The 12,832-nt window shown below is 63.1% G+C and carries 16 protein-coding genes and 1 pseudogene; 11 read left to right on the forward strand and 6 right to left on the reverse strand.

Features of this window, described 5'->3' with window-relative positions:
• From QZV93_RS08450 to QZV93_RS08460, 3 genes and pseudogenes are all read left to right on the forward strand, one after another.
• Nucleotides 1–485 (forward strand): annotated as a pseudogene (locus tag QZV93_RS08450) (F0F1 ATP synthase subunit beta); the annotation flags it as partial.
• A gap of 73 nt (nt 486–558) precedes the next feature.
• Nucleotides 559–813, forward strand: a complete 255-nt coding sequence (locus tag QZV93_RS08455) for a hypothetical protein (RefSeq protein ID WP_295557581.1) — start codon at nt 559–561, stop codon at nt 811–813.
• 59 nt (nt 814–872) lie between these two features.
• Nucleotides 873–1,262: a F0F1 ATP synthase subunit epsilon gene (locus QZV93_RS08460; protein ID WP_295557582.1), complete on the forward strand. Its 390-nt coding sequence runs from the start codon at nt 873–875 to the stop codon at nt 1,260–1,262.
• A gap of 85 nt (nt 1,263–1,347) precedes the next feature.
• Here the strand turns inward: QZV93_RS08460 and QZV93_RS08465 are convergent, their stop codons facing one another.
• From QZV93_RS08465 to QZV93_RS08485, 5 genes are all read right to left on the reverse strand, one after another.
• Nucleotides 1,348–1,890, reverse strand: coding sequence for an ester cyclase (locus QZV93_RS08465; protein ID WP_295557583.1), 543 nt, complete (start codon nt 1,888–1,890; stop codon nt 1,348–1,350).
• 40 nt (nt 1,891–1,930) lie between these two features.
• Nucleotides 1,931–2,452, reverse strand: coding sequence for an RNA pyrophosphohydrolase (locus tag QZV93_RS08470; protein WP_295557692.1), 522 nt, complete (start codon nt 2,450–2,452; stop codon nt 1,931–1,933).
• A gap of 146 nt (nt 2,453–2,598) precedes the next feature.
• Nucleotides 2,599–3,102 (reverse strand): RNA pyrophosphohydrolase, encoded by a 504-nt coding sequence (locus QZV93_RS08475; protein WP_295557584.1) that lies wholly within the window; start codon nt 3,100–3,102, stop codon nt 2,599–2,601.
• Between the two features lie 107 nt (nt 3,103–3,209).
• Nucleotides 3,210–4,652 carry a S41 family peptidase gene (locus QZV93_RS08480; RefSeq protein WP_295557694.1) on the reverse strand — a complete coding sequence of 481 codons (1,443 nt, stop codon included), beginning with the start codon at nt 4,650–4,652 and terminating at the stop codon, nt 3,210–3,212.
• Entirely contained in the window at nt 4,652–6,091 is a 1,440-nt protein-coding gene (locus tag QZV93_RS08485; protein ID WP_295557586.1) for a peptidoglycan DD-metalloendopeptidase family protein, read from the reverse strand. The genes QZV93_RS08480 and QZV93_RS08485 overlap by 1 nt, the downstream gene beginning before the upstream one ends.
• 467 nt (nt 6,092–6,558) lie before the next feature.
• Between QZV93_RS08485 and QZV93_RS08490 the strand changes: the two genes are divergently transcribed.
• The 8 genes from QZV93_RS08490 to QZV93_RS08525 all read left to right on the forward strand — a co-directional run bounded on the left by QZV93_RS08490 (nt 6,559) and on the right by QZV93_RS08525 (nt 12,438).
• Entirely contained in the window at nt 6,559–6,750 is a 192-nt protein-coding gene (locus QZV93_RS08490; protein WP_295557587.1) for a twin transmembrane helix small protein, read from the forward strand.
• A gap of 87 nt (nt 6,751–6,837) precedes the next feature.
• A complete protein-coding gene (locus tag QZV93_RS08495) occupies nt 6,838–7,416 on the forward strand; it encodes a cob(I)yrinic acid a,c-diamide adenosyltransferase (RefSeq protein WP_295557589.1) in 579 nt (192 codons plus the stop codon).
• A 130-nt stretch (nt 7,417–7,546) separates the two neighbouring features.
• Nucleotides 7,547–8,248 carry a rhomboid family intramembrane serine protease gene (locus QZV93_RS08500; RefSeq protein WP_295557591.1) on the forward strand — a complete coding sequence of 234 codons (702 nt, stop codon included), beginning with the start codon at nt 7,547–7,549 and terminating at the stop codon, nt 8,246–8,248.
• A gap of 245 nt (nt 8,249–8,493) precedes the next feature.
• Nucleotides 8,494–9,249, forward strand: a complete 756-nt coding sequence (locus QZV93_RS08505) for an electron transfer flavoprotein subunit beta/FixA family protein (RefSeq protein ID WP_295557593.1) — start codon at nt 8,494–8,496, stop codon at nt 9,247–9,249.
• Entirely contained in the window at nt 9,250–10,194 is a 945-nt protein-coding gene (locus QZV93_RS08510) for an FAD-binding protein (protein WP_295557595.1), read from the forward strand.
• A 34-nt stretch (nt 10,195–10,228) separates the two neighbouring features.
• On the forward strand, nt 10,229–11,158 hold the full coding sequence (locus QZV93_RS08515) for a 3-hydroxybutyryl-CoA dehydrogenase (RefSeq protein WP_295557597.1): 930 nt from the start codon (nt 10,229–10,231) through the stop codon (nt 11,156–11,158).
• 51 nt (nt 11,159–11,209) lie between these two features.
• Nucleotides 11,210–11,968: an SDR family oxidoreductase gene (locus QZV93_RS08520; protein WP_295557599.1), complete on the forward strand. Its 759-nt coding sequence runs from the start codon at nt 11,210–11,212 to the stop codon at nt 11,966–11,968.
• Nucleotides 11,969–12,129: 161 nt separating this feature from the next.
• A complete protein-coding gene (locus QZV93_RS08525) occupies nt 12,130–12,438 on the forward strand; it encodes a hypothetical protein (protein ID WP_295557600.1) in 309 nt (102 codons plus the stop codon).
• 66 nt (nt 12,439–12,504) lie between these two features.
• On the opposite strand, the gene QZV93_RS08530 is transcribed toward QZV93_RS08525, so the two are convergent.
• Nucleotides 12,505–12,771, reverse strand: coding sequence for a PepSY domain-containing protein (locus QZV93_RS08530; protein ID WP_295557602.1), 267 nt, complete (start codon nt 12,769–12,771; stop codon nt 12,505–12,507).
• Nucleotides 12,772–12,832: the final 61 nt, after the last annotated feature.

Genomic DNA, 12,832 nt, shown 5'->3' on the forward strand with positions numbered 1-12,832 from the left:
TGACCGACCCGGCGCCCGCCACCTCGTTCGCGCATTTGGACGCGACGACCGTGCTTTCGCGCGCGATCGCGGAAAAGGGCATCTATCCGGCCGTCGATCCGCTCGACTCGACGTCGCGCATGCTGGATCCCCGCATCGTCGGCGAGGAGCACTATGGCGTTGCGCGTCGCGTGCAGTCGATCCTGCAGCGCTACAAGGCACTGCAGGACATCATCGCAATTCTCGGCATGGACGAGCTCTCGGAAGAGGACAAGCTCACGGTCGCCCGCGCGCGCAAGATCGAGCGCTTCATGTCGCAGCCGTTCACGGTCGCCGAAGTGTTCACGGGCTCGCCGGGCAAGCTGGTCTCGCTCGCCGATACGATCAAAGGCTTCAAGGGTCTTTGCGACGGCGACTACGATCACCTGCCGGAGCCGGCCTTCTACATGGTGGGCTCGATCGACGAGGCCATCGCCAAGGCGGAGAAGCTCGCCGAAGCTGCGTAACACCGGCGTAGGTCGAACTAGACACCGATGTCATGAGGTCTTTCCGGCAAAGCCGGGGGGCCCGGGAGATAAGATGGCAGGGACATTCGGCTCGTGCTGCACTGAGCTTACCGACGCCATGAGCGGCGAGGAGTTCGAGCCGCTCATCACGGTCGGCGACGACGGGGTGCTCTACATGTCGGTCGGGCTCGTCGAGCTCGAGGACGAGGAGCCGGGGATGGTCGATCATCCGGTCTTCTTCTGCCCGTTCTGCGGCAAGGGCCTGCAGACGCCGGAAGAGGTTCGCGAGAAGACCGGCGACGACGACGAAGACGAGGGTAACGCGTAGCGATCCGCGGAAGCGGACTCACGCAGGGCCGATGGTCCAGGATCGAGGATAGGAAGCCGATGGCTCAGACGTTCACATTCGAGCTGGTCAGCCCGGAAAAGGTCGTTCTCTCGGGTGAGGCGGAGCAGGTGCTGCTGCCGGGCTCCGAGGGTGACATGACGGTTCTTCCGGGGCATGCGCCGTTGATCTCGACGCTGCGGCCCGGCGTGGTCGATGTGGTGCTCGGAGGCGCCAAGTCGCGCGTGTTCGTGCGTCAGGCGTTCGCGCAGGTGGATCCGGAGCGCGTCACGGTTCTCGCCGAGAAGGCCTACGACGTTGCGGAACTGACGGGCGCGACGCTTGCGGCCGAGCTTTCCAAGGCGGAAGGGGACCTTGCCGCTGCGAAGGACGACGAGGCGCGCCGCGTCGCGCATCAGGCAATCGACTCGCTGTCGCGTCTCAAAGCGTAACGATTTCGCCGCCATTCTGAAAAATGAAAAGCGCCCGGCTTGCGGGCGCTTTTTTGTTTCGGATCTTCCGATCGGCGCTTCAGCGCTATTTCTGCTCGGCCATGTCGAGCTTGCGGCCCATGCGGCGCAGCAGCTGGCCGACGTTGGCGATCAGGTTGTGCTCGATGGCGAAGTAGATGCGCTCGCCCTTGAACTTCTTTTTGATGGGATCCCACGGAAACAGGAGCGCGACGTCGAACTCGATGGGCTGGCCGGTCGACGGGAGCCCGAGCAGGTCGCCATTGTGTACGCCGTTGAAGTGGGCTTCCTCGACGACGCCCTGCGGTCCGATGAAGACGTTGGTGACGGAGAAGCAATTCTCGGGAAAGCCGTTGAGGAATCCTTCGTAGAACTTGGCCGCGCCTTCGTGGCCGTGCCAGACCTTGCCGTTGTTCAGCATCGTGTAGACGCAGTCCTCGGTCAGGGTCGCGAGCAGGCCCGGAATGTCGCCGCGATGCTCGGCGGCGATGTGGTCCAACCAAAGTTCCTTGATGCGGTTGTACTCCTCCATATCGAACGGCTGGCCGGACTGGTAGTCGGCGCCGTCGTTGAACGGGGGAAGCGTTCTCGTCAGGGTATGGGTGGACATTCAGGGAACTCTGCTACTGGCGGGTTGCCCGCAACTCATTTCAGCTTTGGGCGAGATAAGCAAATCTCTCTACGACCGTTTGGTAAATCGGCCGCTTGAAGGGAACGATCAGGTCGGGCAGCTCGCTCATGTCGCGCCAACGCCAGCGGTCGAACTCGGCCTTGCCGCTGCGCGGCTGGATGTCGATCTCGCTATCATCCCCCCAAAAACGCATGGCGAACCAACGCTGACGCTGGCCGCGGTACTTGCCCTTGAGGGCCACTCCCAAGAGGGGTTCCGGGAGGTCGTATGTCAGCCACTGGGCGATTTCGGCAATGACCTCGGCGCTGCTGATGCCGGTCTCCTCGCGCAGCTCGCGATAGGCGGCCTCGATCGGCTCCTCGCCTTTCGAAATGCCGCCCTGGGGCATCTGCCAAACGTGAGCGGACTTATCTCCTGTCCATTTGGCGAGCCGGCGGCCGGTCCAAACCCGGCCGTCCTTGTTCAGCAGCATGATGCCGACGCAGGGTCGATAGGGGAGGTCGCGGGGTGTTGTGCTCGTGCTCAGTATTCTGTCGGCCATGGTGTGCGAAATAATCCGTCTTCGTGGTTGGTTAGGCAAGCCTGCAGTTCAGCCGGCCGAATCACCCCAATCTTGCGCAGAAAAATAACGGCTTTTTGTCGTGCCGTCTGTATCGTGAGGAATATGCCCTGGTGCTGGCTGTGCGGTCACGCCTGCCTGAGCAGCGGCTGGAAGACGCGCAGGATCTCCAGGTAAACGTCACGCTTGAACGGCACGATATGGGCGGCCAGCTCGTCGGCGGCACACCAGCGCCACGTAATGAATTCGGCGTTGGGCGTACCGGGCTCGCCGAGATCGATCTCGGCCTCGTCGCCAAGAAAGCGGACAGCGAACCATTTCTGGCGTTGGCCGCGGTAGCGGCCGCCCCAGGCTTTGCCAATCAGGTGGGGCGGCAGGTCATAGGTCAGCCAATCCGGCGTTTCTCCAATGACTTCAACGGTTTTCATGGCCGTCTCCTCCTGCAGCTCGCGCAGGGCGGCGGTGCGGGGGTCCTCGTGCGGGTCGATGCCACCCTGGGGCATCTGCCACCAGGTGCCGCGTCCCTCGGCATCGCCGGGAGCATCGGCGCGCTGGCCAACCCAGATCTGCCGCGAGGCGTTCAGGACCATGATTCCGACGCAGGGCCGGTAAGGAAGGGCGGTGCCGTCCATGGGCGCAATGACCTCGTCTGGGGTGCGTAGGGGTGCATAAAACGACGATGGGCGCCGATCAGCGCCCATCGCAAGCCATTCTATATGTGTCGGTTCGGAGCGCGTCCTTAATTGGGGACGGTGCTCTTCTCCTGGGTCGAGGGTGCATTGGGCGCCGGCGGCTCGGTCGGCTGCTTCGCCAACGTCTCGCCGGTTGCCTCGCCGCGCAGGAACTTCAGCGCGTACTGCAGCTGGGTGTCCTTCTCGGGCTCTTTCGGCACATAGGCGGACGAACCCGATTCCTCTTTCGGCTCCTCTTTCGACTCGGCGCCGTCGGCCGGCTGCTCGCCTTCCTTGGTGGCGGGTGTCGCGGCTTCCGGCTTTTCGCCCTCGCCTCTCAGGTGGCCGCGCAAGCTCGCCTCTCCGCGGGGCTTCTCGGGCGTCTTGCCCTTCAGCTCCTCGGGAAGCTCCTGCTCGACAACGATATCGGGATCGATGCCTTTGGCCTGGATCGAGCGGTTGGACGGCGTGTAGTAGCGCGCCGTCGTCAGGCGGATGGCGCCGTTGGCTCCGAGCGGGATGATGGTCTGCACGGATCCTTTGCCGAAGGACCGCGTGCCGATGATGGTCGCGCGCTTGTGGTCCTTGAGGGCGCCGGCAACGATTTCGGAGGCGGACGCGGATCCGCCGTTGATCAGAACGACGATCGGCTTGCCCTCAGCGGTGTCGCCGGGCCGGGCCTGGGCGCGCTGCGTCTCCTCGTTGTTGCGGCCCTTGGTCAGCACGATCGCGCCGCGCTCCAGGAAGTCGTCGGAGACGGCGATCGCCTGATCGAGCAGGCCACCCGGGTTGTTGCGCAGATCGATAATGATGCCCTTGAGCTTCGGTCCGATTTCTTTCTTGAGCGCGTCCATCGCCTTCACGAGATTGGCGTGGGTCTGCTCGTTGAAAGTCGTGACCTTGAGGTAGGCGATGTCGCCTTCCGTGCGGGCCTTGACGGCGTTGATGCGAATGAAATCGCGGACGATCTTGACGTCGAACGGCTCGTCCTTGCCCTTGCGAACGATGGTGAGCGTGATCGGCGTATTGACGGGGCCGCGCATCTTCTCGACGGCCTGCTCCAGGGTGAGGCCGGAGATCTGATCATTGTCGAGATGGGTGATGAGGTCGTTGGCCTGAATGCCAGCTTTGGAAGCCGGAGTGTCGTCGATGGGGGAGACGACCTTGACGACGCCGTTCTCCATCGTCACCTCGATGCCGAGGCCGCCGAACTCGCCGCGCGTCTGCACCTGCATGTCGCGATAGTTCTTGGGGCTCATGTAGGAGGAGTGGGGATCGAGCGCCGCGAGCATGCCGTTGATCGCACTTTCGATCAGCATGGTGTCATCGGGCTTTTCGACATAGTCGGAACGAACACGCTCGAACACGTCGCCGAAGAGATCGAGCTGTCGATAGAGCTCGGAGTTCGGGGAATTGGCCGAGTACGTCTGCGTGACGTTCAGCACCGTCGTCGCGCCGGCGAGACCTGTCATCGTCAGAAATGTCCAGAACACGAAGTCGGTCTTGCGCATCATTCCTGTACCTTCTCATGAGGAGAGACCCACCAAGGATCGGAGTTTATGGGCTCTCCGTCCTTGCGGAATTCAATGTAGAGCACGGGCGCGCTGGGTTGCGGCTGCTGGCCCAAGCCCGTTCTTCCGGTCGCAAGCTGTGCCGTGCGTGGCGCACCACTCATGGTTCCAATCGGCTCGGCGGCCAATACGAACTGCCCTGGCCCGACGTCCATTTGCGACAGTCCGGCAATCAAAACATGATACCCGCCGCCGGCGTTGATGATCAAGAGTTGCCCGTAGCTGCGGAACTCTCCGGCGTAGACAACCCATCCGTCGCAGGGCGCGGTGACCCGGGCGCCGAAGCGGGTTTCGAGCACAATGCCCTTCGATGTGCCTCCATATTGGGTTTTATCGCCAAAACCCAAGGCCTTTCGACCGCGGGCTGGCATGGGAAGCTTACCCTTGGCGAGCTGGAACGGTACGGCGGGCGTAATGCGGTCCGGTTTTCCGGGGCTTAGCGCTGCGGCCGACGGCGCCAGCTCGACGACGGACGGGGGCGTCTGTGACGTGCCGCCGGCGGCGGGAGGCGTGAGCATCGCCACCTCCTCCTCGTGGCGAGGTGCCGCCTCGACCGGTGTCGTATCGATGGCCGTCTCGCGGGCAACGGCTCCAACCGCCGGCCCCGTGGTTGCCCCGGGTTCCGCCGCCGCGGACGGGAGAACGGCGACGACTTCCTCACCCTTGGCAGGCTTCTGCTCGTCGCTCAACGCCGGCGGCGCGGTCACCTGACGGCTCAGCTTGGAGATGAGGTCGCTCAGGTCGGTGACGTTCTTGGCGATTTCGGCTGTTGCCTCGCGAACCTGCTTCAGCTCCGCCTGGCGCTCCGCGAGCGTTTGCTTCTTGGTTTCGAGCAAGCTTGCGAGGCGTGTCTGCGTGGTGGTCAAGCGCTCGCGCTCGGCCCGCAGGTTGTTGCTTTCCTCGCGGATGCTCGTCATCACCGCGACCAGCTTGTTGAGCTTGACCGTGAGTTCCTTTGCTTGGTCGCGCAGCCCCGGGAAGGCGATGCCCAGCAGCATGGCGCTGCGGACCATCTGCAGCGCGTCCTCACGACGCGTAATGATGACCGGCGGCGGGTTGCGGCCCATGCGTTGAAGGGCGGCGAGGATGCCGGAGATCTTGCTGTTTTCCTTGGCGAGAGAGGCGCGGAGACCCTGCTCCTCTTTCTCGAAGGCCGCCAATCGGTCTTCGATGGCGGTCATCTGCTCTTCGCTCTTCTGCACCAAGGCGGCGGTATCGAGCAGGCGCTCATTCAACTCGCGGCGCTCGTCGACGATGCTGGACATGTCCTTCTGGAGCTCGCGTCCGCGCGACTCCTTGGCGACCAGCTCGCTCTTCTCGGTCTCGAGCTTCTTCTCGGCTTCCTCGGTTGTTTTAGGCGCCTGCGCGCGTGCCGTCATGACGGGGAGAGCTGCGCACACGGCAAGCACACTCGCCGCCGCCAAAAGGCGTGCGCGATGTCTTTTCACTGCTGCCGATGCAATGGTCCGGTTCACACCCTCGCCCATCTGGCCCGACCGACTAATCCTGGCGCTCTTTAGAGCACGATCGCACCATATCCAACCGATAGATCCATTCGATTTGGCGCAACACTCCCATAAGACCGACGATCCACCATTTCGGGCCGATCGGGCCCGAGGCGATCCTGTCTCCGCACAGCCTGACGACGGATCGCGTGTCCCGGCGCAACCCTCCGGGTACCACGCTCCGATAAGTGGTTAGAATTAGGGCATGAAGGTTTACCAAAGGTGGCGGGGCCAGATGCCGCGCCCGCTATGGTCGCCGATCCGTGTCGTTTATGGCATTCGGCGCGCCGAGATCGTATATCAAGGCCAGCGATCGCCAAATCGTCGAGGCCCATTCAAAAATGGAAACGCTGTTTTACTATCTGTCGACGGGCGCCATGTACGCCGTCGTTCTCGTGCTCCTCGCCGGTCTCTGGGTGATGATGCGCGGCACGAGCCCGAACCTCAGCCAGAAGCTGATGCGCTGGCGCGTGGGGCTGCAGTTCGTGGCCGTCGTCCTGCTCGTTGCCTACGCGTACGTGCAGCACCTCTGAGGGCGAGAACCTCCGCCCACCTGAAAACCGGTTTCCACTTTTCCGGAAGCACTTTAGTGTGTGCCCAAATCGGGGGCACGCAACGCGATGGTCAGGCTCAACAAGATCTACACCAGGACTGGCGACGCCGGGACGACGGGTCTCGGCTCGGGCGAACGCGTGCGCAAAGACGATCTCAGAATCGCGGCCTACGGCACCGTCGACGAGACGAATGCCACCATCGGCGTGGTGCGGATCCATCTCGCCGGTCATCAGGGCCTCGACCAGAAGCTCGGCCGTATCCAGAACGATCTGTTCGACCTGGGCGCCGATCTGTGCGTGCCCGACCGTGGCAAGAAGCCGGAGTTCGAGCCGCTGCGCATGTCCGACGATCAGGTGGCGCGGATCGAGGCTGAAATCGACGAAATGAATGCCGAGCTCAAGCCTTTGAAGTCTTTTGTTCTTCCGGGTGGATCCCCGGCTTCGGCGGCGCTGCATGTGGCGCGGACCGTATGCCGGCGGGCGGAGCGGGAGATGGTGGCGCTGGCCGCTCTGGAGGACGAGCCGGTCAGCGCGCAGGCGCTCAAGTATATCAATCGGCTATCGGATTTTCTCTTTGTTGCCGGGCGCTACGTGAACGACCGAGGCAAAAGCGATGTGCTCTGGGTACCAGGGCAGAACCGCTAGAGCGCGGTCGAGTTTGGAATCGGGCCGTGCTCTAGGGCGTTGAAGAGACCAACGATTTACGCTTCGGGGCCGGCAGGGCCGAAGCTGTCATGGTCTGAGGCCGGATCGGCCAGAGGTGGGGGCGTTTACGATGTTTGTTCCGCTGCACGACGAGAACCCTCTGAAATCGATCCGTTTTCAGTGGGTGACTATTGGCATCATCATCGCCAACATCATCGTCTACTTTTTCGAGACGGCGCGACTCGACGAAGTGGCGATCGCTGGATTTGCGATCGTTCCCAAAGAGCTTTTCGACACCAGCCTGCTGCCCATTCCCACCGAGGCGGTCGGTCCGGCGGTGCCTGAGCGACTGACGCTGCTCACCTACATGTTCTTCCACGGCGACATTCTTCATCTTGCAGGCAACATGTTGTTTTTGTGGGTTTTTGGCGACAACGTCGAAGACGCCATGGGGCACATCAGGTATCTTTTCTTCTATCTCGCGTGCGGCGTGCTGGGCGGTCTTTTGCATGCTTGGATCGACCCCGCTTCGGAAATTCCTCTGATCGGCGCCAGCGGGGCTGTCGCGGGCGTGATCGCGGCCTATCTTGTGCTCCATCCCAGGGTCCGGGTGTGGGTGCTGGCGCTGAAGGCGATCCCGCTCAGAATCTCGGCTGCCTTCGCGCTCGGCCTCTGGATCCTGATGCAGGTCGTGATGGTCCTCATTCCGCAGGTCGGACCGGTGGCCTGGTGGGCCCATATCGGGGGGCTGATCGCGGGAGCGGTGCTGGTCGTGTTTCTGCGCCGGCCGGGCGTGCCGCTGTTCGACAAGGGTCTGGGCGCGGGGGCATGATAACGGCGGATAGCCCTCTGTTGGCCGCATTGACTTAGCCCGAGACGGCTCGTAGTTTCCTTTTCTCGCACTTGCGAAGAGCCCGGAACGTCATAGGCCGAGGCGTTGGCTCAAGTGCCAGTAAACGGAGACCGGCGGCACGGTGGAGCCGCAATTCCAGTCTCCCGCGGGCAGATCTCGGGACGAAACAAAACCAGGACAGCAATGACAAGAACAAGGCAGTGCGCCGGGGAGCGCCGCGCATCATGAAGGTACTCGTCGCGGTGAAGCGCGTCGTCGATTATGCGGTCAAGATCCGCGTCAAATCGGATGGGTCAGGGATCGAGCTGGCCAACGTCAAAATGTCCATGAACCCCTTCGACGAAATTGCGGTCGAAGAGGCGGTGCGACTGAAAGAAAAAGGGACCGCGACCGAAGTCGTCGTTGTCTCCATCGGAACGGCGAAGTCGCAGGAGACGCTGCGCACTGCGCTCGCCATCGGCGCCGACCGGGCGATCCTCGTCGAGACAGCGGACGATACGGCGGTCGAGCCGCTGGCGGTTGCCAAGCTGCTGCGCGCGGTGGTCGAGGCGGAAAAGCCGGAGCTCGTCGTGCTCGGCAAGCAGGCGATCGACGACGACAGCAATCAGACGGGCCAGATGCTCGCTGCGTTGCTCGGCTGGCCCCAGGGCACGTTCGCTTCGAAGGTTGCTCCCGAAGCCGGAGCCATCGCGGTCACGCGCGAAGTCGACGGCGGTCTCGAGACCGTGAAGCTCAACTTGCCTGCCATCGTCACGACGGACTTGCGCCTGAACGAGCCGCGCTATCCGTCGCTGCCCAATATCATGAAGGCCAAGAAGAAGCCGCTCGACGTCAAGAAGCCGGCCGACCTCGGCGTCGATGTGGCGCCGCGTCTCAAAGTGCTCAAGACGGCCGAGCCGCCGGTGCGCAAAGGCGGTGTGAAAGTTGCCGACGTGGCGGAGCTCGTGCGCCGTCTCAAGACAGAGGCGGGGGTGATCTAGATGGCTGTTCTTCTCATCGCAGAGCATTCGAATTCCGCTCTCGGCAGCGCGACGGCAAAGGCCCTGACGGCTGCCATCGCCATCAACCCGGATGTGCACGTTCTCATCGCCGGTCACGCCAGTGCGCCGGCTGCGGAGGCCGCTTCGAAGCTGGCCGGCGTCAGGAAAGTGCTGGTTGCGGACGCGCCGCATCTCTCCGACGGACTGGCCGAGGAGGTTGCGGCGACGGTCGTTTCGCTCGCGGGCGGCTACGACACCATCGTCGCTCCGGCGACGGCGGCCGGAAAGAACGTGTTGCCGCGCGTGGCGGCGCTGCTCGACGTGATGCAGATCTCGGATATCACGAAAGTGATTTCGCCGGACACGTTCGAGCGTCCCATCTATGCGGGTAACGCGATCCAGACCGTGCAGTCGCCCGAAGCCAAACGCGTCATCACGGTGCGCACGGCGGCGTTTGCGGCTCAGGGCGAGGGTGGTCCGGCGCCGATCGAAAGCGTCACGGCCGCACCCGCGGTGGGGCTGTCGTCCTTTGTCGGCGCAGAGCTGACGAAGTCGGATCGTCCGGAGCTCACGGCTGCCAAGATCGTGATCTCGGGCGGGCGCGGCATGGGTAACGGCGAGAACTTCAAGAAATACATCGAGCCGATTGCGGAGCGTCTCGGTGCCGCCATGGGCGCCTCGCGCGCGGCTGTCGATGCCGGGTTCGTGCCCAACGACCTGCAGGTCGGCCAGACCGGCAAGGTGGTCGCTCCCGAGCTTTATGTCGCCGTGGGCATCTCGGGTGCGATCCAACATCTCGCGGGCATGAAGGATTCGAAGGTCATCGTCGCGATCAACAAGGATGCCGAGGCGCCGATTTTCCAAGTCGCCGACTACGGCCTTGTTGCAGATCTCTTCCAAGCGCTGCCGGAACTCGACGCGGAACTCGGCAAGGCCGGAAATTGAGGGCACAGATGCCGGGACAACAAGGACGCTCACCATGGATGTTGCTGTGAAAGCCGAAAGCAAGGCAAAGCCGGATGCCAGGCCGGTTCCGGACATCAAGCTGATCGGCGTCATCGGGGCCGGTCAGATGGGAAGCGGCATCGCGCACGTGATCGCGCTCGGCAAGTACGACGTGCTGATCAACGACGTGCGCAAGGAGGCCGTCGACAAGGCGCTGGCGACGATCGAGAAGAACATGGGGCGGCAGGTTGCCAAGGGCCTCGTCAAGGAGGCCGATGTGAAGTCGGCGCTCTCGCGCATCAAGTTCGCGCCCAACCTCGATGCCTTCAGCACTTGCGATATGGTGATCGAGGCGGCGACCGAGGACGAGTCGATCAAGCGCAAGATTTTCCAGGAGCTTTGTCCCAAGCTCAAGCCGTCGGCGTTGCTCGCCACCAACACGTCGTCGCTTTCGATCACGCGCCTCGCCTCGACCACGGATCGTCCCGAGCACTTCATCGGCATGCACTTCATGAATCCGGTGCCGCTGATGGAGCTCGTGGAGCTGATCCGCGGCATCGCCACCGAGGACGAGGTGTTCGGGGTCGCGAAGGTCTTTGTCGAGAGCCTTGGAAAGACGACGGCCGTCTCCGAGGATTTTCCGGCGTTCATCGTCAACCGCATCCTACTGCCGATGATCAACGAAGCCGTATATACGCTCTATGAGGGCGTCGGCACGGTGGAGGGCATCGACAAGGCCATGCGGCTTGGCGCGCATCATCCGATGGGTCCGCTCGAGCTTGCGGATTTCATCGGCCTCGATACCTGTCTCGCCGTCATGCAGGTGCTTTACGAGGGGCTTTCGGATTCGAAGTATCGCCCGTGCCCGCTCCTGGTGAAGTATGTCGAAGCGGGCTGGCTCGGCCGCAAGACGAACCGCGGCTTCTATGACTATCGGGGCGAGAAGCCGGTTCCGACGCGTTAGCGCCGTGCCGGGCTTTTGCAGAACGGCGCATAGAGCCGTCGGCCTCAAGATATGAGCCGGGCAAACAAAGTCGCACTCGTCACGGGGGCCGGCAGCGGCATCGGTCGCGCCGTTGCGGTGGCGCTCTTCGAGGCCGGCTTCGACGTGGTGCTGGCGGGGCGGCGGCAGGCGCCGCTCGACGAGACGGCGGCACGTTGCAGAACGCGTCCGGGGCGCGTGCTCGCGCTGGCGACCGACATCGCCGATGCGCCGGAGGTCTCACGTCTCTTTGAGACGACGAAGGCGACGCTGGGAGGCGTCGACGTTCTTTTCAACAATGCCGGCCTTTCCGCGCCAGCCGTCCCGTTCGAAGATCTCACACTCGAGCAATGGCAGGCGGTCGTGAACGTCAACCTGACGGGTGCCTTTCTGTGCGCGCAGGCGGCGTTCCGGATCATGAAGGCGCAGAGCCCGATGGGCGGAAGGATCATCAACAACGGGTCCATCTCGGCGACCGTGCCGCGCCCGTTCTCGGCGCCTTATACCGCGACCAAGCACGCCATTACGGGCCTCACGAAGTCGCTGTCTCTGGATGGGCGGCGCTACGATATCGCGTGCTCGCAAATCGATATCGGCAATGCGGCGACGGAGATGACGGAGCCGATGGCGGCCGGCGCCATCCAAGCCGACGGCAGCATCCGGCCAGAGCCGCGCATGGACGTCAGCCACGTGGCCGATGCGGTGGTCTCCATTGCGCTTTTGCCGCTGTCGGCAAATGTGCAGTTCATGACACTCATGGCCACGAAGATGCCGTTTATCGGTAGAGGATGACGGGGGGCCGGTTGCGTTCGCTGGGCCGCTCGCCTACATCTGGGCGAGATTATTGTCTTGCTTCAGCCTTCGGGGGGCTGAGCCCGATGTTTTCTGATCTTTCCAAGTGGTCTTATCGGCTTGCGCTTTGCAGCGTGTTCGCGCTTGGCGGTTGTGCCAGCATGATGGATTTCGCAGGCGTTCCCCGTGCGGGCTATCAAGCCAACGGGACCTATGTCGTTAGCGGCGAGGAGGAGAAGCTCGCTTGCCGGCAGATCAAGGACCGGCTCGAGATCCTGAGCCGCGAGCTTCAGACGTTGCCGCAACAAGCCGCCTATGAACGCGAGAATACGCCTGCAACGGTGGGGTCTGCGATCGGACGCATGTTTGGCGGACCCGACGCCGGCCTGGATGCGACCAAGGAATATCAACGGGCTCAGGCTGAAAGCGACGCGCTCAAGGGGCTGCTCGCCAGGAAGCAGTGTGTGTGAGCAAAAAAGGAGAGCGCACGAGCCCTGCGGCCGTGCGCTCTCAAGACATGCGGCTTTCAGTTTGGATCACTCGCGCTCGCGCTTGATGATATTGCCGCCGCGAATGTCGATGTCGTAGACGCCGCCGTTGGCGTGCCGTGCATCGTCGACCTCGAACTTGCGGTCGTCGCGATCGAATTCGATCCTCCTCCAGGAGGTATATCCGTTCGCTCTCAGGATGCTGCCGATCTCGGCGCGCTCGGCTGGCGTGGCCGGACGGTCATCGGCGGAAGCGCTCGTTGTGATGGCAGCGGCGGTGAAGGCCACGGCGAGGCCAATCATGATTTTTTGCATTGATCATCTCTCTATCTATTCGGATCGGAACACTTCGGAGCGGCGCGGCGGATGGCTTGGC

The sequence above is a fragment of the uncultured Hyphomicrobium sp. genome (assembly GCF_902826555.1).
Lineage (GTDB): Bacteria > Pseudomonadota > Alphaproteobacteria > Rhizobiales > Hyphomicrobiaceae > Hyphomicrobium_C.